Origin of the sequence: Streptomyces sp. TLI_053 (assembly GCF_900105395.1) — a bacterium.
GTDB lineage: Bacteria > Actinomycetota > Actinomycetes > Streptomycetales > Streptomycetaceae > Kitasatospora.
Map to the genome: position 1 here is coordinate 6,970,001 of NZ_LT629775.1, position 21,956 is coordinate 6,991,956.

The 21,956-nt window shown below is 73.9% G+C and carries 18 protein-coding genes and 2 pseudogenes; 6 read left to right on the top strand and 14 right to left on the bottom strand.

The features are described 5' to 3' along the window. Position 1 precedes the first annotated feature (1 nt). Together BLU95_RS29075 and BLU95_RS29080 are read right to left on the bottom strand one after the other, a co-directional pair. Positions 2–226, bottom strand: a complete 225-nt coding sequence (locus tag BLU95_RS29075) for a type II toxin-antitoxin system VapB family antitoxin (protein WP_093862579.1) — start codon at positions 224–226, stop codon at positions 2–4. A gap of 265 nt (positions 227–491) precedes the next feature. Further along, on the bottom strand, positions 492–1,706 hold the full coding sequence (locus BLU95_RS29080; RefSeq protein WP_093862580.1) for a pyridoxal phosphate-dependent aminotransferase: 1,215 nt from the start codon (positions 1,704–1,706) through the stop codon (positions 492–494). Between the two features lie 97 nt (positions 1,707–1,803). Here BLU95_RS29080 and BLU95_RS29085 point away from each other — a divergent pair. Together BLU95_RS29085 and BLU95_RS29090 are read left to right on the top strand one after the other, a co-directional pair. Then, positions 1,804–2,154, top strand: a pseudogene (locus BLU95_RS29085) (winged helix-turn-helix transcriptional regulator); the annotation flags it as partial. A 517-nt stretch (positions 2,155–2,671) separates the two neighbouring features. Continuing rightward, positions 2,672–3,481: an SGNH/GDSL hydrolase family protein gene (locus BLU95_RS29090; RefSeq protein WP_093862581.1), complete on the top strand. Its 810-nt coding sequence runs from the start codon at positions 2,672–2,674 to the stop codon at positions 3,479–3,481. Between the two features lie 330 nt (positions 3,482–3,811). Here the strand turns inward: BLU95_RS29090 and BLU95_RS29095 are convergent, their stop codons facing one another. Further along, entirely contained in the window at positions 3,812–5,482 is a 1,671-nt protein-coding gene (locus tag BLU95_RS29095) for a DUF2079 domain-containing protein (protein WP_093862582.1), read from the bottom strand. A gap of 180 nt (positions 5,483–5,662) precedes the next feature. On the opposite strand from BLU95_RS29095, the pseudogene BLU95_RS29100 reads away from it, so the two are divergent. After that, positions 5,663–6,463, top strand: a pseudogene (locus BLU95_RS29100) (pentapeptide repeat-containing protein); the annotation flags it as partial. A gap of 206 nt (positions 6,464–6,669) precedes the next feature. On the opposite strand, the gene BLU95_RS29105 reads toward BLU95_RS29100, so the two are convergent. From BLU95_RS29105 to BLU95_RS29130, 6 genes are all read right to left on the bottom strand, one after another. Then, positions 6,670–7,248 (bottom strand): hypothetical protein, encoded by a 579-nt coding sequence (locus BLU95_RS29105; RefSeq protein WP_231977840.1) that lies wholly within the window; start codon positions 7,246–7,248, stop codon positions 6,670–6,672. A 23-nt stretch (positions 7,249–7,271) separates the two neighbouring features. After that, positions 7,272–8,582, bottom strand: coding sequence for a DUF7224 domain-containing protein (locus BLU95_RS29110; RefSeq protein WP_093862585.1), 1,311 nt, complete (start codon positions 8,580–8,582; stop codon positions 7,272–7,274). 1 nt (position 8,583) lies between these two features. Next, positions 8,584–9,453, bottom strand: coding sequence for an ATP-binding cassette domain-containing protein (locus BLU95_RS29115; protein ID WP_093862586.1), 870 nt, complete (start codon positions 9,451–9,453; stop codon positions 8,584–8,586). A 197-nt stretch (positions 9,454–9,650) separates the two neighbouring features. After that, positions 9,651–10,058 carry a hypothetical protein gene (locus tag BLU95_RS29120; RefSeq protein ID WP_093862587.1) on the bottom strand — a complete coding sequence of 136 codons (408 nt, stop codon included), beginning with the start codon at positions 10,056–10,058 and terminating at the stop codon, positions 9,651–9,653. 350 nt (positions 10,059–10,408) lie between these two features. After that, positions 10,409–11,161, bottom strand: coding sequence for a tyrosine-protein phosphatase (locus tag BLU95_RS29125; RefSeq protein WP_093862588.1), 753 nt, complete (start codon positions 11,159–11,161; stop codon positions 10,409–10,411). Between the two features lie 9 nt (positions 11,162–11,170). After that, positions 11,171–11,557, bottom strand: a complete 387-nt coding sequence (locus BLU95_RS29130) for an ArsR/SmtB family transcription factor (protein WP_093862589.1) — start codon at positions 11,555–11,557, stop codon at positions 11,171–11,173. 175 nt (positions 11,558–11,732) lie between these two features. Here BLU95_RS29130 and BLU95_RS29135 point away from each other — a divergent pair, with 175 nt between their 5' ends. Both BLU95_RS29135 and BLU95_RS29140 read left to right on the top strand, forming a co-directional pair. Beyond that, positions 11,733–12,728 carry a zinc-dependent alcohol dehydrogenase family protein gene (locus tag BLU95_RS29135; protein ID WP_093862590.1) on the top strand — a complete coding sequence of 332 codons (996 nt, stop codon included), beginning with the start codon at positions 11,733–11,735 and terminating at the stop codon, positions 12,726–12,728. Between the two features lie 276 nt (positions 12,729–13,004). Next, entirely contained in the window at positions 13,005–14,165 is a 1,161-nt protein-coding gene (locus BLU95_RS29140) for a hypothetical protein (protein ID WP_093862591.1), read from the top strand. Positions 14,166–14,293: 128 nt separating this feature from the next. On the opposite strand, the gene BLU95_RS29145 is transcribed toward BLU95_RS29140, so the two are convergent. Beyond that, positions 14,294–15,235: an aminoglycoside phosphotransferase family protein gene (locus BLU95_RS29145; RefSeq protein WP_231977841.1), complete on the bottom strand. Its 942-nt coding sequence runs from the start codon at positions 15,233–15,235 to the stop codon at positions 14,294–14,296. Positions 15,236–15,496: 261 nt separating this feature from the next. On the opposite strand from BLU95_RS29145, the gene BLU95_RS29150 reads away from it, so the two are divergent. Continuing rightward, positions 15,497–17,971, top strand: a complete 2,475-nt coding sequence (locus tag BLU95_RS29150) for a Tex family protein (RefSeq protein WP_093865211.1) — start codon at positions 15,497–15,499, stop codon at positions 17,969–17,971. Positions 17,972–18,028: 57 nt separating this feature from the next. On the opposite strand, the gene BLU95_RS29155 is transcribed toward BLU95_RS29150, so the two are convergent. The 4 genes from BLU95_RS29155 to BLU95_RS29170 all read right to left on the bottom strand — a co-directional run bounded on the left by BLU95_RS29155 (position 18,029) and on the right by BLU95_RS29170 (position 21,804). Then, positions 18,029–18,451, bottom strand: a complete 423-nt coding sequence (locus BLU95_RS29155) for an SHOCT domain-containing protein (RefSeq protein ID WP_093862593.1) — start codon at positions 18,449–18,451, stop codon at positions 18,029–18,031. A gap of 182 nt (positions 18,452–18,633) precedes the next feature. Then, the gene (locus tag BLU95_RS29160; protein ID WP_093862594.1) at positions 18,634–19,338 is read right to left on the bottom strand and encodes an NUDIX hydrolase; all 705 of its coding nucleotides are present in this window, start codon (positions 19,336–19,338) and stop codon (positions 18,634–18,636) included. Then, entirely contained in the window at positions 19,335–20,495 is a 1,161-nt protein-coding gene (locus tag BLU95_RS29165; protein WP_093862595.1) for a type III polyketide synthase, read from the bottom strand. The genes BLU95_RS29160 and BLU95_RS29165 overlap by 4 nt, the downstream gene beginning before the upstream one ends. Positions 20,496–20,583: 88 nt before the next feature. Beyond that, complete coding sequence (locus BLU95_RS29170) at positions 20,584–21,804, bottom strand: cytochrome P450 (protein WP_502689872.1); 1,221 nt, start codon at positions 21,802–21,804, stop codon at positions 20,584–20,586. Positions 21,805–21,956: the final 152 nt, after the last annotated feature.

Genomic DNA, 21,956 nt, shown 5'->3' on the forward strand with positions numbered 1-21,956 from the left:
GTCATTCCTCCCCGCCCGTCTTCCGGGCCTGATGGATCCGCTCCGTCGGGTCGAACTCCCCCCGGGTCGCACGTGCGGACAGCTTCTCCAGTGCCTCGATCCGCTTCAGTCGGTTGACGTAGTCGGCGAGGGCGCCGTTGATGGTGTCCTTCTTGGTGCTGGTCCCCATGAGGCGCATGGCCTCGGCGAGGATCGCGTCGTCGACGTCGACGTTGGTCATACTCATTTTCGCGCCTCCGTTGATGATGTGGCAAATCTATCCACGTCATCCACATTAATCGCCCGGGCGTGAGATTGGCAAGTTGAAATGTCCATATTTGCGCCTACATGTCGATTGCTTAATGCAATGAGTTCGACCAAAGTGCGGCAGCCCCCGCGCGGGGGCGCGGGGGCTGCCGGGTGGAGGGCGGTCGGGGACGGGGTGGCCCGGTTCGGGCCCGGAATCGGAGTCGGGTTCGGGCCCGGGGCCGGGGCCGGGGCCGGGGCCGGGTTCAGACCTGGCGGTAGGTGGCGAGGAAGCGGCCGATGCGGTTGATGGCGGTCTCCAGGTCGTCGGCCCGGGGGAGGGTGACGAAGCGGAAGTGGTCCGGGCGGGGCCAGTTGAAGCCGGTGCCCTGGACGATGTGGATCTTCTCGCGGAGCAGCAGGTCCAGGACGAACCGCTCGTCGTCGACGATCCGGTGGACGGCCGGGTCGAGCCTCGCGAAGGCGTAGAGGGCACCCTTGGGCTTGACGCAGCTGACGCCGGGGATCTCGTTCAGGGCCCGGTGGGCGACGTCGCGCTGTTCGGCGAGCCGCCCGGTGGGCAGGACCAGGTCGTTGATCGACTGGTGGCCGCCGAGCGCGGCCTGGACCGCGTACTGGGCCGGCACGTTCGGGCACAGGCGCATGCCCGCGAGCATGGTCAGGCCCTCCAGGTAGTCGCTCGCGTGCTGCTTGGGGCCGCTGACGACCAGCCAGCCGCTGCGGAAGCCCGCCACCCGGTAGGACTTGGAGAGTCCGTTGAAGGTGAGGGTCAGCACGTCGTCGGCCAGGGCGGCCAGGCAGTGGTGCTCGACGCCGTCGTAGAGGATCTTGTCGTAGATCTCGTCGGCCAGCACCATCAGCTGGTGCCGGCGGGCGAGGTCGAGGATGCCCTCCAGCAGCTCCTTCGGGTAGACCGCGCCGGTGGGGTTGTTGGGGTTGATGACCACGATCGCCTTGGTCCGGGCGGTGATCTTGGCGGCGATGTCGTCGAGGTCGGGGAACCACTCCGCCTGCTCGTCGCAGAGGTAGTGCACCGCCTTGCCGCCGGCCAGCCGGACCGACGCCGTCCACAGCGGGAAGTCCGGCGCCGGGACGAGCACCTCGTCGCCGTCGTCCACCAGTGCGGTGACGGCCATCTGGATCAGCTCCGAGGCGCCGTTGCCGAGATAGACGTCGTTGACGGTCACCCCGTCGACCCCGCGCTGCTGGTAGTACTGCACCACGGCCCGGCGGGCCGGCAGGATGCCGCGCGAGTCGCTGTAGCCGTGCGCCCGCGGGAGGTTGCGGATGATGTCCTGGAGGATCTCCTCCGGCGCCTCGAAGCCGAACGTGGCCGGGTTGCCGGTGTTCAGCCGGAGCACGCTGTGCCCCGCCTCCTCCAGCGCGTTGGCCTGGTCGACCACCGGGCCGCGGATCTCGTAACACACGTCATTCAGCTTGCTGGACTGCCGAAACTCCATCTGCGGCCTCCCGACCGTCACCCCACGCCGACCCTGGTTGCTTTGTTCTACCAAGTAGGCACTTGGAAAGTCCAACCTTTTGGCTATGCTGATCCACATGTCACGCCGAAGCTACGACCAGTACTGCGCCGTCGCCCGCGCCCTGGACGCGGTGGGGGAGCGCTGGAGCCTCCTGATCGTCCGTGAACTCCTGGCCGGCCCGCGCCGCTACACCGACCTGCACGCCGACCTGCCCGGCGTCTCCACCGACATCCTCGCCGCGCGGCTCAAGCAGCTGGAGGGCGAGGGCGTCGTCGAGCGCCGCCGCCTGGAGCGGCCGGCCAACGCCACCGTCTACGAGCTGACCGGGCGCGGGGCCGCGCTGCGGCCGGTCGTCGAGGCGCTCGGCGGCTGGGGACTCGACGCGCTGGGCGAGCAGCGGCCGACCGACGCGGTGCGGACGCACTGGGTCACCGGCGGGGCGGTGACGGCGGGGGCGGGTCCGGCGGGAGTGAGTCCGGCGGGTGCGGGTCCGTCCGGGGCGGGTCCGGCGGGCGACGTGAACGCGGCGGGTGGCGCGGAGGTGGTCGCCGCGACGGTGGCCGGCTGAGCTCCGGCTCCGGTCCGGCTCGGGTCCGGCTTCGGTCCGGCGGTGCTCCGGTCGTGGTGGGGTCGCCCGTTGCGCCGGGTGGCCGGTCGCGGGGGCGCCCGTGTGGGAGGCGCCGCGCCCGCGACCGGCGGTGGGGAGCGGCCGCGGCGCCCGACACCCCCGAGGCCGGACGCCGCGGAGCGCACGGCCCGTGGTTCCCCCCCGGCCGTTCCTCCCGACGTCCCCCACTCTGCCCGCCACCGATCAACGCGCGATCGGCGTCCGCTTGCCGCGGACGTTGAGTCGCCGCCGATCCGCGCGGGTGGGTGCGGGACGCGACCCGGGTGGGTGGGGTACGCGGGTGCGCCCGGGGCCGCACGCGTACGATCGTCGGGCCATGGAGAACACGCAGAACACGCCCACCGCCTTTCGCAGTTACGTCGCCGTCGGGGACTCCTTCACCGAGGGCATGTGCGACGACCTGCTGCCCGACGGCCACTACCGGGGCTGGGCCGACCGCCTGGCCGCCCGGCTCGCGGCCGAACACCCGGTCGGAGGTCCGGGCGACGGCTTCCGGTACGCCAACCTCGCCGTCCGCGGCAAGCTCATCGGCCAGATCCACGACGAGCAGGTCGACCGGGCCGCCGGCCTGGGCGCCGAACTGGTCACCCTGGCCGGCGGGCTCAACGACGTGCTGCGCCCGCGCTGCGACATCGCCCGGGTCGAGGAACTCCTCGGCTCGGCCGCCACCCGGCTGCGCGCCACCGGCGCCACCGTGGTCATGTTCAGCAGCACCGACCCCACCCGCCGGATGGCCGGCTCGGCCCGGCTGCTCCCGGCGATCCTGCGGATGAAGGACTTCGTCCACGAGCTCGCCCAGGACCCGGGCATCGCGGTGGTCGACCTGTTCTCCGCGCCCTGCTTCGACGACCGCCGGCTCTGGGCCGAGGACCGGCTGCACCTCTCGCCCGAGGGCCACCGCCGGGTCGCCGAAGCGGTGCTGGAGTCGCTCGGCCGGCCCGCCGGCTTCGACTGGCGCGCCCCGCTCCCGGCCACCGCCCCGCCGACCCGCTCCGAGAAGCTGGCCGCCGACGCCCGTTGGGTCCGCACCCACCTCGGCCCCTGGATCGGCCGCCGGCTCACCGGCCGCTCCTCCGGCGACGGCCGCGCGCCGAAGCGCGCCGAGCTGGCACCCTACGAGGGCTGAGCCGCAGAGTCGGACGGCTCCTGCGAGGCGCGGCGCCGAGGCGACGACGGCCCGCGAGGACGCCGGTCCGACCTCGGGGGACCCCAGGGCCTCGACGAGCGGCTGTCTTCGACGAGCGGCTGTCTCGGTCTGCCTCTTCGGGCTTCGCGGTGCCCTCGCTCCGGGCCCGGCCGCGCACGTGACGCCGGCGGGCCGCTACTCGTCCCGCGCCGGAGGTCGGCCGTTCCGAGGGCGCGACAGAGGGCGGGTGCGGCCGCAGCGCGGCTGTCGGCCGTCGTGGTGGGTGGACTCCCGTGCGCCTGTCGGCCGGGTGCTTCGCCGGCTCGGGGCTCAGCCCCGGAACAGGTTGTGGCCGACGTCCGACGGCACCGCGTCCTGGTACGGGACGGCGTCCTGGCCGGGCACCTGCTCGCCCGGGACCGGCTCGGTGCTCTCCCGGTGCAGCAGGTACACGCCGTCCTCCGACCAGACCGTCCGGTACCCGTGCGCGAGCAGCAGCTCGATCCGCGCCGCCTGCTCCCGGTCGGTCCGGAACGGGAAGGACCGCTTGTCCGCGCGGATCAGCACGTACTCGCGTCCGCGCGGCTTCTCGTCCACCAGCACCACGTCCGCCCGAGCGGTCAGCCGGGGCGCCGCCTGGTTGTCCGCCTCCACGGACGCGCCGTCCGGGACCAGCGCCGCGCCGCGCAGCAGTGCCGCCTCGCTCGGCTTCGGCTGCCAGTAGGCCGGGACGAACAGGTTCGCCACTCCCAACGGCACCGCCGCCGCGACGGTCACGGCGGCCGCCGCCACCCCGAGCCGCCGGGTGAGCACCCGGCCGTGGCAGCGGCCCAGCACCTCCAGTGCGGCGACCAGCAGGATCGGCCACAGGAAGGCGTCGTAGTGCCGGGCGATCGACCAGTGGTTCGGGTTGCTGGACAGCACCCGCTCGGCCAGCAGCGGGACGGCCAGGAGCACCGTCGCCGAGCGGAGCGGGAGGGCGAACAGGGTGCCGAAGATCCAGAGCAGCAGCAGCGGCTTCAGCGGGGCGTCGAAGGAGGCCGAGAGCAGCCGGGCCGGGTCCGCCAGGACGTTGGCGACCGCCGAGCCGCCGTCCTCGCCGAGCGCCTGGTAGTTCCAGTAGTAACCGGGCACGCCACCCATGGCCGGTACCAGCTGGGCGATCGCGAGCGCCGAGGCGAGCGGGCCGCCGAGCAGCAGCCCCGCGCCCCAGCGCACGGCCGGACGGCGCCGGGCCGGATCCGGGTCCCGCCGGGCCCGCAGCAGCAGCACCAGGCCGTAGGCGCCCACGGCCAGACCCATGTCCTCCTTGGTGCAGCACAGCAGCAGGCCGGCCAGTGCCGAGGCCCAGTACTGCCGGGCCATGCCGCGCTCCAGCATCAGCAGCGTGAGCGGCACCGCGAACGCCACCTCGTGGAACCCGCCGCGCGAGGCGACCAGCAGCGGCCACCCCAGCCCGTACGCGAGCGCGGCCAGGTCGGCGGCGCGGCGGGCGGTGCGGGGGTCGGCGTCGGCGAAGCAGCGCCCGGCGATCCGGCGGATCAGCGGCACCCCGGCGGCGAAGCAGAGCGCCTGGCCGAGGAGCAGTGAGCGCGGGTCGTCCCACAGCCAGTAGAGCGGCGCCATCAGCGCGATCACGGGGGAGAAGTGGTCGCCGAGCAGCGAGAAGCCGGGCGGGAACTCGTGGTGGAAGCTCTTCAGCGTCGAGACCGGCAGGCCGAGGTGCGCGTAGCCGCGCACGCCCTGGTCGAAGATCCCGAGGTCGAAGCCGCCGAGCTGGGCGGTGGTCCACTGCTGGAGGCCGATCGCGAGGCAGACCGCGAAGCAGAGCAGGGTGAGGCCCAGGGTGCGGGCGCGCGGGGGGATCCGGAGCGCCGGTCCGGCGGTGTCGGCACTGCCGGAGGTGCTGGAGGTGCCGGTAGCGCTCACGCTGGCGGTGGTGTCGGTGGTGTCGGTGGCACCCTCGGTGTCCGGGTACGGCGTCACGTCGTGCCGGGACATGCCTTGGGTCCTCCGTTGGTGCTGTGGTGCTGTGGTGCCGTACTGCGGTACCGACGCCGTGGTGCCGGCGCCGGTTCCGTGGTGCTGGGGGTTCGGCCGACCAGACTAGCCGACGGCCGTTCGAAGCGGTCGGTACGCTCTACAGCGCACCGACCGTCGTCCTGGAGGAACAACAGCACCGTGAGCGTCCCGAGCATCAACCTCGTCTCCGACTGCGGTAGCTGCTTCGGGTTGTGCTGTGTGGCGCTGCCTTTCGCCGCCGGTACGGACTTCGCCACCGACAAGGCCGCCGGCACCCCCTGCCGCAACCTCCGGACCGACTTCGGCTGCGGGATCCACGAGCGGCTGCGCGAGACCGGCTTCCCCGGCTGCACGGTGTACGACTGCTTCGGGGCCGGACAGCAGGTCTCCCAGGTGGTCTTCGGCGGGCGCAGCTGGCGGGAGGCGCCGGAGACCGCCCGGACGATGTACGAGGTGTTCCCGGTGGTGCGGCAGCTGCACGAGCTGCTCCATTACCTCACCGAGGCGCTCACCTTCGCCCCGGCCCGCCCCGTCCACGGGGAGCTGCGCCGGGCCCTGGAGGAGACGGAGCGGCTGGTCGGCGGCACACCGCAGGAGATCCTCGCGGTCGACGTCCCCACCCACCGGCAGACGGTGGCCGAGCTGCTGCTCCGGGCCGGCGAGCTGGTCCGGGCCGCCGTCCCGCGCCGGCGCGAGCACCGGGGGGCGGACCTCTTCGGTGCCCGGTTGCGGGGTGCGGACCTGCGCGGCGCCAACCTCCGGGGCGCGATGCTGGTCGCGGCCGACCTCTCCGGGGCGGACCTCCGGCTCGCCGACCTGATCGGCGCGGACCTGAGGGACGCGAACCTGGCCGGTGCCGACCTGACCGAGGTGCTCTTCCTCACCCAGACCCAGCTGAACGCGGCCCGCGGCGACGCCGCCACCCGCCTTCCGGCCGCCCTGGACCGGCCCGCGCACTGGCCGGAGACCGCCGATGCCCCGGCCCCGGCCGGACGCGCGCCCCGCAAGCCGCAGGGCGGTAACGGCTCCGGCGGCCGCTCCGGCGGACGGCCGAAGGGCGGCGGGCAGGGCGGTAGTCGGACCGGCGGGCAGGGCGGCGGTCAGGGTGGCGGTCGTCAGGGGAGGCCGCGCCGCGGCTGAGCGGGACCGCCGCTCCGGCGCGAGGGTCAGCCGGCGAGCAGGCGGGAGCCGGTCGCGGGATGTCGGCGGAGCAGCGCGCACCCGGCCCCCGTGAGGAGCAGTAGGGCGACGGCGACGAGGGCGTACGCGGAGCCGGCCGGGTGGAGCGGCCAGGCCCAGGGCCGGGGGCTGCCGTCCGGGTGCCAGCCCGCCGCCGAGCAGAGCAGGGGGACGGCGGCGAGCGCGGCGGCGGCCGGGCGGTGGCCGATCAAGGGGTGGAACAGCAGCGCGAGGCCGAGGTAGCCGGCGATGTTGCGGGCGACGACCAGCGCGAGCGCCCCCTGTCCGGCGGCGTACGCGAGGCTGCCGCAGGTGGCCCCGGCGGCGGCCAGGGCGAGTGCGAGGCCGACGTCCAGTCCGCGCAGGGACCGCCCGGCGACGGTCTCGGTGCGCAGGTCGCCCCGGCCCAGCCCGTGCAGCAGGAACACCGCCGGGAGCAGCGTGATCACGTGCGCGAGCAGGAAGTGACCGGCCTGGCCGTGCAGCGCCGGCACCGGCAGTTCGCCGTCGCCGAGGAGCAGACCGGAGGCCACCGTCCCGGCGAGGACGGCCACGAGCAGCGGCACCGCGCGCGCCTTGCACCACCAGATCACCGCTCACCCCCGATCGCCGCGCCGGCGTGCGGGACCGGCGGGGGCAGGGTGCCGCAGTCGGCCAGGGCGTCCAGGGTGGCCCGGTACCAGGCGAGCTGGGTGGCCTCGGGCGTCTGGAGCAGTTGGGCCGCGCGGGCGCTGTCGGCCGGGGTGAAGCGGCCGGCGGCGGAGCCCTCTGTGATTCCGGTGGTTCCGGTCGTGGTGGCGGTGGTGGTGGCGGTGAGCCAGGCGGTGGCCGTGCCGGCGGCGGCCGCGGCGGGATAGGGGTCGCCGCGGCGGGCGCAGTCCGGGGTACGGGGGAGCAGTCCGCCGACCACGGCGGCGGTGACGTCCGGCGCCCGCGCGTCGGTCGGGACCCCGAGCCCGGCCTCACCGGGCCCGGGTCGGGCGGCCATGGTGAACACCGCCGGGACGGGGACGCCGTGGGCGGCCAGGGCCCCGGCCGTCCGCCGGACCTCCTCGCGGACCAGGACCGAGCGGGCGGCGCCGAGTTCGGGCCAGAGGCAGACGCGCGGCTGCCCGGAGTCGCAGCGCAGCGCGGCGGAGGACCGGGGGCGCACCGGTTCGGGGCCCAGGTCGCGGGCGGTCCAGCCGCCCAGTGCGACCCCGCCCGCCGTGACCGCGAGCGCGACGGCGAGGGCGAGCGGGCTCCCGCGCCGTCGGACGAGCAGGACGGCGGCCGCGCAGACCGCTCCGGAGAAGGCCAGCGAGGCCGCTACCGCCCGTCCGTCCAGCACCTGGTCCACCGCGCAGCAGTCGGACAGCCCGCCGCCGACCAGGTGCCGCGGCCAGTAGGTGTCGAACGCGACCGGGTAGGCGTTCAGGACGAAGCTGCTGATCAGTGCGAGCGGGACGGCGACCAACGGCGCGAGCACCCGGCCGACGACCGAGCCGACCAGGGTGTTGGCGAGCAGCAGGCCCGCCCAGACGGCGAGTACGCCCGGCTGGGGCACGCCGTCCGCGGCGCCGCCGGCCAGCGCCGCGGTGGTGAGCGCGGCGAGCATGCCGAGTCCGCCCATCAGCGCGACCGGCAGCAGCACCGGGGTGGTGATGGCGAGGGCGGAGCGCACCGGCGAGCGGCCGAACACACCGCCCCGGTGCAGCCGGCCGCCCTCCCAGGCGCCGGCGGCGGCGCAGGCCGCACAGGTGAACGGCAGTGCGAGGCTGGCGTGTCCGGCGGCGGCGAGCCCGTAGGCGGGGGTGACCCAGGCGGTCAGCTCGTCGCCGAGCGCGACCAGGACGAAGCCGAGCAGGAAGGGCAGCACCCGGGTGCCCGCCGAGACCCTGAGAACGGTGCGCAGCAGCATGTCAGGTCTCCCGCTCGATCAGGCGGGCGTACGCGGCCTCGGCGCTCGGCGCACCGGCGGCGGTTCCGCCTCCGGGGACCGGCACGGCCGCCGGAGGACGGCCGGAGCCGTCCGTCCTGCCTCCGGTCCCCGTCCCGTCGGCGGTCCTGTCCCCGGTCCCGGTCCTGCCCCCGCCCCCGGTCCCGTCGTCGGCCGCCAGCGCGTGGAAGTCCTCGGTGGCGCCCTGGAATCTGACCTGCCCCCGGTCCAGCACCACCACCTGCCGGTACGTGCCGGCGAGGTCCTCGGTCTGATGGGTGGAGACGATCACGTTCACCTCGTTCGTCAACTCCTCCACCAGGGCGCGGAACACCGCCCGCTGAGTGGGATCGAGGCCGGCGGTCGGCTCGTCCATCAGGATCAGTTCGCTGTGGTGGGCGAGGCAGCCGGCGATGCCCATCCGGCGCAACTGGCCGCCGGACAGCCGGTGTCCGTCCCGGTCGGCCAGCTCGCCGAGGCCGACCCGGGCGAGTGCGACCGCCGAGGCCTGCCAGGCGGCGGCCCTGGACATGCCCTTCAGCCAGCCGCAGTACGCCACCTGTTCGCGGACGCTGAGGCCAGGGACCGGGGTGATCTGCTGCGGCAGCCAGGCCACCGCCCGCCGGTAGGCGGCCCGGTCGCCCGCGCCGGCCGCCGGATCGACGCCGTGCCAGCTGACGGATCCCCGGCGGGGGCTCAACTGGGAGGCGGCGAGGGCCATGAGGGTGGATTTGCCCGCGCCGTTGGGGCCGAGCAGGACGGTGGCCGGATTGTCGATCCGCAGATCGAGGCCGGTGAAGAGGCGGGCCTTCCGGCCGTACTGGAATTCGATGCGCTGGAATTCAAGAGCCATGGCAGGGACGACGCATTTCGCTCGGGAAAGGGGTGTGCGGTGCCGGCGGGCGGGGGCGGCCGCCGGCGCCGCACGTCGAGGAGGTGGGCCGGTGAAGGAGGGCGGGAAAGGGCGGGACGAAAAGGGCAGGACGGAAAGGGCGGGGCGAACGGTGCGGCGGTGAGGGTGGGGCGGGCGGGCGCTCGGGGTGACGGCGCTCAGTACCGGGTGGTCACGGTGTCCACCCAGAGCCTGGAGCCGCTTCGCACGCCCTCCAGGACGAAGTAGTAGTCGCCGGCACTCTGGTCGCCCCAGGTGGAGGTGTCGCAGTGGTTGGAGCGGTGTCCGTAGGCCTTGTCGGGTCCGAAGACGTCCTTGTACAGCTGGAGGTCGGCGTCCTTGAAGTCGTTGTTCCCGGTCTGGCAGCCCTGGAAGGCGACGGAGGTGGCGACGTCGTCGCGGTCGCTGTCCGCCCACCGGCGGGATTCCGAGCCGGGGCCCCAGCTGCTGATGTAGGACGCCCAGGAGCCCTCGGCGAGGGCGGGGGTGGCGCCGGCGAAGCCGAGCAGCGCGGCGGTCACCAGCAGGCCGCGGAGCACGCGGCCGGAGTGGTTCTCTGCGTCCATGGTCCGTCCGATCATTCCGGTGGCGCCGCCGGTCGGGCGGTGCCATGCAGGCAGAAGGAAACGAGCGGTGGTTCGACCGGAACGGTCGCGGTCACCCGGTCGGCCGAGCCCCCGCGGAAATGACCTTAGCGTGCACGAACAGGTGGCCAGCACTATTTTTTCCGGCCATTCGGACGGGTCTGGCCGGAGGGCGGAACTCTGGCAAGCGGATGATCGAGAGTTGCCGGAATTTCCTGGACCGAACGCTTTTCCGGCGAGAATCGATCCACAGTGTTCGCGTTTCTTCTACTGCTGGACCGATTCCTTTTTCATGTGATTGTCGTCCCGGTGCTGCACTGGCCGGTTCCGGCCTACCGGCGGGCGCCCTCGGGCGGCTCCGGAAGCAGCCGCGCGCGCAGTCGGCCGATCAGCGCCTCGTCCACCCCGACCGTGCCGGTGGCATAACCGTGGACCGAGCCGTGAGCGGCGGTCAGGTCCGCGAGCACGAGCCGGATCACGTCCTCCGGCGCGCGACCGAAGCCCGGCCAGCGCAGCGTGCGCCCCGGGTTGGCGGCCCGCCAGTCGGCCACCAGGCGCGCGGTGGCGAGCTCGGTGAGCGCGAAGTCGGCGGCCACGTCGTCCTCGCCGACGCCGAGCAGCCTGAGTACCAGCGCGGCGATCAGTCCGGTGCGGTCCTTGCCCGAGGCGCAGTGGAACACGACCGGCCGGTCGGCGTCGGCGATCAGCTCCAGGACGGTGCGGATCTCCGCGACGCCGTCCTCGGTCACCTCGGCGAAACGATCCGCCAGATACCGCCAGGGGTCGACGTCGGGATCGATCTCGGCCTGGTCGTACGGCCGGTGCTCGATCGAGAGGTTGTGGTACGCGACGCCCGTCAGCTCAGGGATCCTGCCCTTGCGGGCGATCTCCCACGGGTAGCGCAGGTCGATCACGGTGCCGATGTCCAGCGCCCGGAACCGTTCGAGATCGGCGGGCGAGGTGAGCGTTCCGAGCGAGGCCGAGCGGTAGAGCCGCCCCCACCGGACCGTCCGCCCGTCGGCGGTCGGGTAGCCGCCCAGGTCGCGGAAGTTGTGCGGTCCCTCGAAGGCGATGTGGCGGGTCATGTCCGCACCCTATCGGGCGGGTTCGCTGCGGTGGGGAGCGGCCCGGTGCCGCTCGGGTGCCGCGACCAGCGCCTCCAGCAGGCCCGGGAAGCACTCCGCGAACTCCTCGCGCCGCAGCGCGTTCATCCGCGAAGTGCCCACGTAGTGCTGGCGGATCAGCCCGGCCTCGCGCAGGACGTGGAAGTGGTGGGTGGCCGTCGACTTGCTGACCGGCAGCTCGATCACCCCGCACGGCAGGTCCTCGCCGGCCGCGTGCAGGGCGCGGACGATCTGCCGCCGCACCGGGTCGACGAGGGCTTCCAGTACCTGCTGGAGCGTGATCGTCCGCAGGTCGGGGTGCGGGGGGACGCGGTCCCGCGCGGGGGTGGAGCCGGTGCGCGGTGCGGTTCGTGCCATGGGTGGTCGGCCTCCTGTCCTCGTGCCCGTCATGGTACGACACTGATCGAAGTACGACAGCAATCAAAGTTTGACAGGTGTCGCACTTTGGGTTTGAGTGTGGAACACGAGCTGACGAGGCGTCGGAAGCGAACCGCCCGGTGCGGAAGCGGACGCGACAGAGGGGGAGTCGAACATGGTCAGGACCGTGCTGTTCCACGAGCTGGGCGGGCCCGAGGTGCTGCGGCTGGAGGAGGCGCCGATCGCCGGGCCCGGCCCCGGCGAGCTGCTGGTCCGCATCGACGCGATCGGCCTCAACCGGGCCGAGGTGCTGTACCGCAGCGGCCAGTACATCGAGGACGTCCGGGAGTTCCCCGGCCGCCTCGGCAGCGAGGCGGCGGGCGTGGTCGAGGCGATCGGCCCGGCCGTCACGGGGTTCGCCGTCGGCGACGCGGTGAGCGTCGTCCCGGCCTTCTCGATGAACGACTACGCCGTCTACGCGGAGCGCGCCGTCGTCCCGGCGAACGCGGTGGTGCACCGGCCCGAAGGACTCGACGCGGTGCGCGGCGCGGCGGTCTGGATGCCCTATGTCACCGCGTACGGCGCCATGGTGGAGGCCGGCGGTCTGCGGGCCGGCGACACCGTGGTGATCACCGCGGCGTCCAGCAGCGTGGGTCTGGCGGCGATCCGGATCGCCGAGCGCGTCGGCGCCGTCCCGATCGCCACCACCCGCACCGCGGCCAAGCGGGAGGCCCTGCTGAAGGCCGGCGCCGCCGAGGTGGTCGTGACCGAGGAGGAGGATCTCGCCGCCCGCGTCCTGGAGCTGACCGGCGGCCGGGGCGCGGAGCTCGTCTTCGACGCCGTCGCCGGGCCCGGAGTCGTCGACCTCGCCCGCGCCCTCGCCCAGGGCGGCGCACTCGTTCTCTACGGCGCCCTCAGCGGCGAGGACACCCCCTTCCCGCCGATGCCGGTGATGAAGGGCAAGTCCATGCGCAGCTACACCCTGCACGAGATCACCACCGACCCCGAGGGCCTGCGCCGCGCCGAGGCCTTCGTCGCCTCCGGCCTGCGCACCGGCGCCTTCGAGCCCGCGGTGGACCGGGTCTTCCCCTTCGAGGAGATCGCCGACGCCCACCGGTACCTGGAGGGCGGCAGCCAGATCGGCAAGATCGTGGTGACCGTCGACCACTGACGCACCGGCCGGCAGTCCGGCGGCACCGCGGCGGTTCCCGCGGTTCCCGCCGTGGACGTGGGACCGTGCGGTCGCCGGATCGTCGACGCGCTGTACCGAGCGCTGGGAGTTCGCCCCTGCTCGAGCTCCTCCGAGGCTGTTCCTGTCGTCCGCTCCCGTCCACTCCCGTCGTCCGCTCCCGCTCGGGAGCGCGATCGACGATGATGGGAAGGAACTGACGGGCCGGGGGGACGTTCGTCCGGGGCGGCCCGTGCCGGACGAGCACGCGGAGGCCCGATGGAGCACGGTATCGACCGCAACCTCGCCACGTCCGCGGACCGGGCGGACTATCTGGTCGAGCTCTCCAACATCGTCCGCCGCACGGACTTCGGCGGGTCCGCGCCGCGTTCGCTGCACCGGCTGGGGCTGGTGGTGGAGGCGCTGGTGCGGATGACCGGGGACCGGCACGTGGCCGTGTACTGCGTCGCCGACCGCAGTCTGCTGGGCGGGCGCCGGGAGTTCACCGAGCCCGGGGACGCGCCGACGCTGGCCCGCTGGGTCGCCGAGGGGGTGGTCGAGGAGGTGCCGGACGCCGACGAGCGGGTGCTGGAGATCGCCGGTATGACCGGGATCCAGGTCGTCACCGGCGACTACTACGACGACCACCGGATCGAGCACCCGTGGATCCAGGGCAACACCTGGCAGTTCCTGCGGCCGGAGGCGGTCGGGCGGGGCGCGGTCCGGCTGGCGCCGCTGGACATGGGGTACCGGACCGGCGCGGAGATCTCCAAGAAGATGGAGCTGTCCGCGCTCAAGAAGCAGGGGCTGCTGACCGCCGGGCGCAAACCGCTGGTCGAGGTGGTCGGGCGGGCCTGGCGCTGTCCGGACACGCGGTGCGGCCTCTACAGCGTGCACCGGGGCGGGCGGGTGATGCTGCCGAGGATGCGCGGCGGCGTGCCCACCTGCGAACTGCACGGCACCCCGCTGCTGGACGACGGGGCCCGGCCCGGTGCCGCCCAGGTCAAGGTGGTGCTGGACGGGGAGTGCGTGGGCCGGTACACCCTCGACGAGGGGGCGCGGACCGAGGTCGGCCGCGCCCCCGGGACGCCGGACGGCATCCCCCTGGCCGGGCTGCTGCCCGCCGAGCGCGCCGCCGGGGTCAGCCGCCGTCACCTGCTGGTCGCGGTGCGCGGCGGCGCCGTGGTGGTGCGGGACACCAGCACCTACGGCAGCCGGATCCGGGTGGCCGGGCGGCGCGGGCACCTCGGCCCGTGGGAGCGGCTCCCGGCGGACGCCGACCGGCCGTTCCGGCCGGGCGACGAGGTCGAGCTCACCCCCGGCCTGGTGCTGACCCGCAGCGGGCGGCGCTTCCCGGCCGAACTGGCCGGCGCCTGGCGGGCGGAGGGAGCCCGTACGCCGCTCCCGCCGGGCGCGGCGGAGGCCACCCGCTCGGTCTGAGGCGGCTCCTCCCGGCCCCCCGGATCCCGGCTCCCCGGCTCCCCGGCTCCCCGGCCCCCCGGATCCCGGATCCCGGGCCCCGGAACCGGCGCCCCTCGCCCCCGCGGTCGGTCGGACGCGGGGGCCCGTCAGACGCTGCGGTCCGTCAGGACCTCGCGGACGACGTGACGGGCGTTGGCGGCCAGCGGGGGGTTGGTGGTGCGGTAGTAGGGCAGCTGGACGAGGGCGATGGACAGCGCCCAGGCGCGGCCGCGTTCCCAGGTGGCGTCGTCGAGCGCCAGGGCGGCGCGGAAGACCGGGCGGGCGGACGCCGGGAGCACGTTCCAGGCGGCGATCAGGTCGACGGTCGGGTCGCCCGCCCCGAGCAGGCCGAAGTCCAGCACGGCACCGAGGCGTTGGCCGGAGAGCAGAAGGTTCCCGGCGGTGAGGTCGCCGTGCACCCAGGTGGCCGGTCCGGTCGGCTCGGGCAGCCGCAGTGCCTTGTCCCAGAGGGCGGTGGCCGCCCCGGTGTCGATCACGCCGCGCAGCCGGCCGACCGCCGCACGGGTGGCGGCGTCGCGTCCGGCCAGCGGTCCGCCGCGGGACGCCGGCGGCGCGTCCGGTCCCGGTTCTGCGGCGTGCAGCGCGCCGAGGAACCCGGCCAGGTCCCGGGCGAGCTGTGCGGGGTCGGCGAGCACCCCGGGGGCCGGATTGACGCCGTCCAGCCAGCGCAGCACCGACCACTCCCACGGGTAGGCGGTGGTCGGCCGGCCCTGGGCGACCGGCACCGGCACGGGGACCGGCAGGTGCGGGGCGAGGCGGGGCAGCCAGTACTGCTCACGCGCGGTGTTCGCGGCGGCCCACGCGGCCCTGGGCAGCCGGACGGCGTGGTCGGCGCCGAGCCGGAACATCGCGTTGTCGGTGGCGGCGATGCCGACCGGGGTCAGCGGCAGGCCCGTCCACTGCGGGAACTGGGCCGCGATCAGCCGTCTCACCAAGCCGGTGTCGATGACGGGTTCTTCGTCGTGCAGACGGTCGTGCAGGAAGTCGTCGTCGTGCATGCGGTCGGGCGTCCGGGCGGCTGCGCACATGCCCGGCACTGTACGCCGGGACGGGCCCCGCGATCAGGCGGATTTCGAACACCAGGGTGAGAACATGAGGATTTCACAGGGGCGTTGGGTTTCGCGGGGGGCGCTCGGGGCCGCATCGGCGCTGCCGGTGGCCGCCGGGAGGCGCCGGTCGGGGACCGCCGGCGCGCCACGCCCGGGGTGGTGGGGGCGGGGCGGGCCGTCGGTGGCGGCTGTCAGAATGCCGGGGTACGGACAGCAACTCTGAAGAAGGTGACCGGCTTCGTGACCACGCCAGTCGAACAGGCGGCCCAGCAGGCCCAGCAGGCGATCGGGCGGAAGATCGCCGAGGAACTGGGCGTCCGCGAGGGGCAGGTGAAGGCGGCGGTCGAGCTGCTGGACGGCGGTGCGACGGTGCCGTTCGTGGCCCGCTACCGCAAGGAGGTCACCGGCTCGCTGGACGACGCTCAGCTGCGCACCCTCGAGGAGCGGCTGCGCTACCTGCGGGAGCTGGAGGAGCGCCGCGCCGCCGTCCTGGAGTCGGTCGATTCCCAGGGCAAGCTGGACGACGAGCTGCGGGCGCGGATCCTCGCCGCCGACTCCAAGGCGCGGCTGGAGGACATCTACCTGCCGTTCAAGCCGAAGCGGCGCACCAAGGCCCAGATCGCCCGCGAGGCCGGTCTCGAGCCGCTGGCGGACACCCTGCTCGCCGACCCGACGCAGGACCCGGCGGCGCTGGCCGCGCGGTTCCTCAACGAGTCGGTCGCGGACGGCGCCGCCGCGCTGGAGGGCGCCCGGGCGATCCTGGTCGAGCGGTTCGGCGAGGACGCCGACCTGGTCGGCTCGCTGCGCGAGCGGATGTGGACCAGGGGCCGCCTGGTCGCCACCGTCCGCGAGGGCAAGGAGCAGGAGGGCGCGAAGTTCGCCGACTACTTCGACTTCGCCGAGCCGTACACCAAGCTCCCCTCGCACCGGATCCTGGCGATGCTGCGCGGCGAGAAGGAGGAGGTGCTCGACCTCGACCTGTCCCCGTACGACGGCGACGAGGGCGGCGACCTGCCCGGCGCGAGCGACTACGAGCAGCGGATCGCCGCCCGCTTCGGCATCGCCGACCACGGCCGCCCGGCCGACAAGTGGCTCGGCGACACCGTCCGCTGGGCCTGGCGCACCCGGGTGCTGGTCCGGCTCGGCATCGACCTGCGCGGACGGCTGCGCGCCGAGGCCGAGGACGAGGCGGTCCGGGTGTTCGCCGCGAACCTGCGGGACCTGCTGCTGGCCGCCCCGGCCGGCACCCGCGCCACCATGGGCCTGGACCCGGGCTTCCGGACGGGCGTGAAGGTCGCCGTGGTGGACGCCACCGGCAAGGTGCTCGCGCACGACACGATCTACCCGCACCAGCCGGCGAACAAGTGGGACGCCGCGCTGGCGACGCTGGCCGCGCTGGCGAGGAAGCACGGTGTGGACCTGGTCGCGATCGGCAACGGCACCGCCTCGCGGGAGACCGACAAGCTCGCCGAGGACCTCCTCAAGCGGCACCCGGAGCTGGGCGTGACCAAGGCGATGGTCAGCGAGGCCGGTGCCTCGGTGTACTCGGCCTCCGCGTTCGCCTCGCAGGAGCTGCCGGACCTCGACGTGTCGATCCGCGGCGCGGTGTCGATCGCCCGTCGGCTCCAGGACCCGCTGGCCGAGCTGGTCAAGATCGACCCCAAGTCGATCGGTGTCGGCCAGTACCAGCACGACCTGAGCGAGGTGAAGCTCTCCCGCTCGCTGGACGCCGTGGTCGAGGACTGCGTCAACGCGGTCGGCGTGGACGTGAACACCGCCTCCGCGCCGCTGCTGACCAGGGTCTCCGGCATCACCGGCACGCTCGCGGACAACATCGTCGCGCACCGGGACGCCAACGGCCCGTTCCGTACCCGCAAGGAGCTCAAGAACGTCGCCCGGCTCGGCCCGAAGGCCTTCGAGCAGTGCGCGGGCTTCCTGCGGATCCCGGACGGCGACGACCCGCTGGACGCCTCCGGCGTGCACCCGGAGGCGTACCCGGTGGTGCGCCGGATCCTGGCCGCGACCGGTGGGGAGCTGCGCGAGCTGATCGGCAACGGCAGCCGGCTGCGCGCGCTGCGGCCGGGCGACTTCGCCGACGGCACCTTCGGCGTCCCGACCGTCACCGACATCCTGGGCGAGCTGGACAAGCCGGGGCGCGACCCGCGCCCGGCGTTCCGCACCGCCACCTTCAAGGAGGGCGTCGACAAGATCGGCGACCTGGAGGTCGGCATGGTGCTGGAGGGCGTGGTGACCAATGTGGCCGCGTTCGGCGCCTTCGTCGACGTGGGTGTGCACCAGGACGGCCTGGTGCACGTGTCGGCGCTGTCGAAGAACTTCGTCAAGGACCCGCGCGAGGTGGTCAAGCCCGGCGACATCGTGACCGTCCGGGTCACCACGGTCGACGTGCCGCGCAAGCGGATCGGGCTCACCCTGCGGCTGGACGACGAGGTCGGTCGTGGTGGCGGCGAGGGCGGCCGGGGCGAGGGCGGCCGCGGCGGCGACCGGCAGGCGCGCCCGCCGCGCCAGGAGCGGCGCGGCGGCCAGGGCGGTCAGGGCGGTCGCGGTCAGGGTGGCGGCGGCGGTCAGGAGCGCCGGGACCGGGGCGGTTCCGGCGGCCCGGGGGCGTTGGGCAACAGCGCCATGGCGGACGCGCTGCGCCGGGCCGGTCTGGCCGGCGGTGGCGGTTCGGACGACCGCCGCTCCGGGCGGCGCTGACACGAGCCGCGGTGGCCGGCGGACACGCGTCCACCGGCCACCGCGGCCGTACCGGGCTCAGACCAGCAGCTTGTCCTTGGCCTTCTGGTACTCCTCCTCGGAGATGGACCCGTCGGCCTTGAGCGCGGCGAGCTTCGCCAGGTCGTCGACGTGGCTGCGGCCCGTGCCCGCGTCCCCGGTGCCGCCCTCGCCGGGGGTGCCGGCCGCGTCCCGGATGTAGGCCTTGAACGCCGCGTCGGCCTTCTGGGCCTGGGCGACGTCGCGTTCGCCCATGCTCTTGCCGCGCACGATCACGTACACCAGCACGCCGATCAGCGGCAGCAGGATCACCAGGATCATCCAGCCCGCCTTGGCCCAGCCGCCCATGTCGTGGCTGCGGAAGATGTCCGTGATGATCTTGAACAGCAGGAAGAACCAGAGGATCCAGAGGAACAGCTCCAGCATCGTCCAGAAGATGTTGAGCAGCGGGTAGTTGTCCATGACGGCTCCCGTCGGTGCGGGCCCGAGGGGGACCCGAGTCCCTTCGAGTCTTATCACCGCCGATCGGGTGCCATGCTGCGGTGCTGAGCCATTCCGGTGATCCTGCGGAGGCGGAGGCGGAGGCGGGGCCCTGGGCCCGGGGCTTTGGGGCCCGGGCACGGCCCGACGGTCTCCGGGCGGGCTCAGCGCGGTCGCGACCGCAGCTCGACCGCCAGCGCGATCAGCTCGCCCCACCAGGCCTCGTGGCCGCCCAGCAGCAGCCGTCGGGCCTCGTCCGGCTCCACCGCCCGGACCTCGACGACCTGCTCGCCGTCGTCCGGGTTGGTCGGCACCGAGTCCACCGCCACGTCGGCCCAGCCCCAGAGCCACGCCTTCTCCGGGTGCGGCTGCCACGGCCGGTAGGGCACCGGGTCGTCGGTCACGCAGCGGTGCGCCCCCAGCCAGACCGGGGCGCCGAGCAACCGGGCGCCGGCCTCCTCGCGCAGCTCGCGGACCAGGCAGGAGTCCACGGACTCGTTGTGCTCGCGGGTGCCGCCGGGCAGGAACCAGTGGTTCCGGTCGTCACGGCAGAGCACCACCCTGTCGTCGTCGGTGAAGCCCACCAGGTGGATGTTGGTGACCAGCTCGTCCGGCGGCAGGACGGTGGAGAACTGCGCGTCGTAACGGCCCCAGGCCCAGTACTGCGGCGCGTGCAGGGCCGGGAAGAGCGCGGCCAGCTCGGTGGCCCGGGACGCGTCACCGGGCCGGGGCGGTCTGGGGATCGAGGGCGCCCCGGCCGGATCGCTCGTCCGGGCCGTCCCGCCCGCCCCGGCCGCGTCGGTGGCAGGGCCGGCACCAGTGGCACGGCCGGCATCGGTGGCATGGCTGGCATCGGTGGTATCGGTCATTCGGTGATCGTAGTCCCGGCCGGACGCAGCAGGGGGGTGGTCTGGTGAGCCAGGGTCAGCTCCGCGGCGTCGATCGCCCGGGGCCGGCGCGGGACCTTCGCCTCCAGCGGCTGCCGCACCCAACTGCCGAGCGAGATCTCGGCGGTGATGCCCGGACCGAAGCCGGCGATCAGCCCCTGGGTGCCGTCCTCGACCCCGCCCTCCTCGAACATCCGGGCCAGTGCGTCGAAGACCACGGCGCTGGCGATGTTGCCGCGCTCGGTGAGCGTGGCCCGGGAGAACCGGAACGCGGCGGGCTCCAGGTTGAGGAAGCGGCAGAGGTCGTCGAGGATCCGCGGACCGCCCGCGTGCACGATGTAGAAGCCGAGACCGGAGACGTCCCAGGCGTGGTCGGTGGCCAGGGCGCGCAGGGCGGGCGCGAGCATCTCCATGGTGCCGGGCACGCGCTTGTCGAGCTGGAAGTGGAATCCGGTGTCCTTGACCCCGTAGGAGATCCAGTGCTCGGTCTCCGGGACGAGGTGCGAGCCGTTGCGCTCCAGATGGACGCCGGTGCCGCCGTGGCCGCGCAGCACGACGGCGGCGATCGCGTCGCCGAACAGCCCGTTGGAGAGCAGCGAGCCGACGCCGAGGTCGGTGGGCTGGTAGCAGAGCGAGCAGAACTCGCAGGCGACGACGAGCACATTGGCGCCGGGGTAGGCGCGGCAGAAGTCGTGCGCCCGGTTGACGGCGGCGCCGCCGGCCGCGCAGCCGAGCTGGGCGATCGGCAGCTGGCGGGTGTCGGAGCGGAACCCCATGCTGTTGATCAGCCAGGCGGTCAGCGAGGGCATCATGAAGCCGGTGCAGGACACGTAGACGATGAGGTCGATGTCCTGGGCCGTGAGGTCGGCGTGACCGAGGGCGCGCTCGACCACCTCCGGGACGCGGCGTTTGGCCTCCCGCTCGTAGACGGCGTTGCGCGCGGTGAAGCCGGGGTGCCGGAGGGTCTCCTCGATGGGCTGGACCAGGTGCCTGGTCCGCACCCCGGTGTTCTCGATCAGCCGCAGGGCGAGCCCGAGCTGCGGGTGGTCGGCGTGCAGGGTGCGCGCCAGGTCGAGGGTCTCGTCGAGCGTGATGACGTGCTCGGGGACGGCGACGGCGGGGCGGCAGAGCGTAGGCATGGCGGGGTCTCCGATGGGCAGGTGGCCTGTGGGCGGGCCCCTGCGGGCAGATCGCCCGCACGCAGGGGGCCCGCGGCTGGGGCGGTCGTCACCAGGCGACGGGCAGGGTCCGCGGGTAGCGCCAGATCGAGCCGGTCCGCCAGTCCAGTGCCTCCGGCGGTACGGCGAGCCGGAGCCCCGGGAAGCGGTTCAGCAGGGTGCCGATGGCCACCTGGAGCTCCATCCGGGCCAGATGGGAGCCGAGGCAGTGGTGGGTGCCGTAGCCGAAGGTCATGTGGGTGGGGGCGCCCCGGTCGAGATCGAGCTCGTCGGGGCGCTCGTACACCGCCGGGTCGCGGTTGGCGGCCAGGTAGGAGACGTGCACCGGCTCACCGGCCCGGATCAGCACGCCGCCGAGCTCGACGTCCTCGGTGGCGACCCGGGCGATGCCCACGCCCTGGCGGAACGGGATGAAGCGGAGCAGCTCCTCCAGCGCGCGCGGCAGCATCTCGGGCTGGGCGCGCAGCTTGGCGAGCTGCTCGGGGTGGGTGAGCAGGGTGTAGGTGATGTTGGACAGCTCGTAGGTACTGGTGTCGTGGCCGGTCACCAGCAGGACCATGGCCATCACGGCGAGTTCGTCGTCGTCCAGCAGCTCGGCGCCGTCGCGGGCGGTGGCGAGGGCGCTGATGAGGTCCTCGCCGGGATCGCGCCGGCGGGCGGCGGTGAGCTCGGCGAAGTAGGCGCGCAGCGCGGTCTTGGCGTTGACCTGGCCGGCGCCGCTGTTCGGCCCCATCGCCATCATCGCCACGGCGTGGCCGCGGAGTTCGGTGCGGTCCTCGGCGGGGATGTCGAGCAGTTCGCAGATGGTGGTGAGCGGGAGCCGGGCGGAGAGGTGGGCGACGAGGTCGGCGGGCGCGCCGTGCTCGGTCATCTCGTCGAGGTAGCCGTCGACGACGCGCTGGGTGTGCGCGCGCATCCGCTCCACCTGGCGGTTGGTGAACCCCTGGGCGACGAGGCGGCGCAGCCGGTTGTGGGCCGGCGGGTCCATCAGGTTGATCGACTCGACCTGGGCGATCGGGGCGGGCGTCATCCGCGGCAGGTCCCGGCCGATGCCCGCGGCGCGGCTGAACCGGCGGTCGGTGGTGACCACTCGGACGTCCTCGTAGCGGGTGGCCAGCCAGGCCTCGCCCTCGCCGTGCGGCAGGCGGATCCTGGCGATCGGCTCCTCGGTGAGCAGCCGCTTGAGGAGCGGGTCGAACTCCAGGCCGTCGGTGTGGTTGAAGGGGCAGTCCCACACGGGTGCGGAGGAGGGAGTCACGGGCTCATCCAGGGGCCGGGTTCTGCCGCCCGACCGGGATCGTTCGGGCGCGGACGTGCTGATGTTCCCCCATCCGGCGGCGAAAAAGGCGTCATGGGCGATCTTTCCCTCGATCGAGGGAGATAGAGGATTGTCATGCGATATGGGCGAGTTGGGGAGAGACG

Excerpts from the sequence above, each read along its gene's own strand:
- BLU95_RS29075 (WP_093862579.1), bottom strand. The coding sequence starts at position 226 with ATGAGTATGACCAACGTCGACGTCGACGACGCGATCCTCGCCGAGGCC.
- BLU95_RS29080 (WP_093862580.1), bottom strand. The coding sequence starts at position 1,706 with ATGGAGTTTCGGCAGTCCAGCAAGCTGAATGACGTGTGTTACGAGATC.
- BLU95_RS29090 (WP_093862581.1), top strand. The coding sequence starts at position 2,672 with ATGGAGAACACGCAGAACACGCCCACCGCCTTTCGCAGTTACGTCGCC.
- BLU95_RS29095 (WP_093862582.1), bottom strand. The coding sequence starts at position 5,482 with ATGTCCCGGCACGACGTGACGCCGTACCCGGACACCGAGGGTGCCACC.
- BLU95_RS29110 (WP_093862585.1), bottom strand. The coding sequence starts at position 8,582 with ATGCTGCTGCGCACCGTTCTCAGGGTCTCGGCGGGCACCCGGGTGCTG.
- BLU95_RS29115 (WP_093862586.1), bottom strand. The coding sequence starts at position 9,453 with ATGGCTCTTGAATTCCAGCGCATCGAATTCCAGTACGGCCGGAAGGCC.
- BLU95_RS29120 (WP_093862587.1), bottom strand. The coding sequence starts at position 10,058 with ATGGACGCAGAGAACCACTCCGGCCGCGTGCTCCGCGGCCTGCTGGTG.
- BLU95_RS29125 (WP_093862588.1), bottom strand. The coding sequence starts at position 11,161 with ATGACCCGCCACATCGCCTTCGAGGGACCGCACAACTTCCGCGACCTG.
- BLU95_RS29130 (WP_093862589.1), bottom strand. The coding sequence starts at position 11,557 with ATGGCACGAACCGCACCGCGCACCGGCTCCACCCCCGCGCGGGACCGC.
- BLU95_RS29135 (WP_093862590.1), top strand. The coding sequence starts at position 11,733 with ATGGTCAGGACCGTGCTGTTCCACGAGCTGGGCGGGCCCGAGGTGCTG.
- BLU95_RS29140 (WP_093862591.1), top strand. The coding sequence starts at position 13,005 with ATGGAGCACGGTATCGACCGCAACCTCGCCACGTCCGCGGACCGGGCG.
- BLU95_RS29145 (WP_231977841.1), bottom strand. The coding sequence starts at position 15,235 with ATGTGCGCAGCCGCCCGGACGCCCGACCGCATGCACGACGACGACTTC.
- BLU95_RS29155 (WP_093862593.1), bottom strand. The coding sequence starts at position 18,451 with ATGGACAACTACCCGCTGCTCAACATCTTCTGGACGATGCTGGAGCTG.
- BLU95_RS29160 (WP_093862594.1), bottom strand. The coding sequence starts at position 19,338 with ATGACCGATACCACCGATGCCAGCCATGCCACCGATGCCGGCCGTGCC.
- BLU95_RS29165 (WP_093862595.1), bottom strand. The coding sequence starts at position 20,495 with ATGCCTACGCTCTGCCGCCCCGCCGTCGCCGTCCCCGAGCACGTCATC.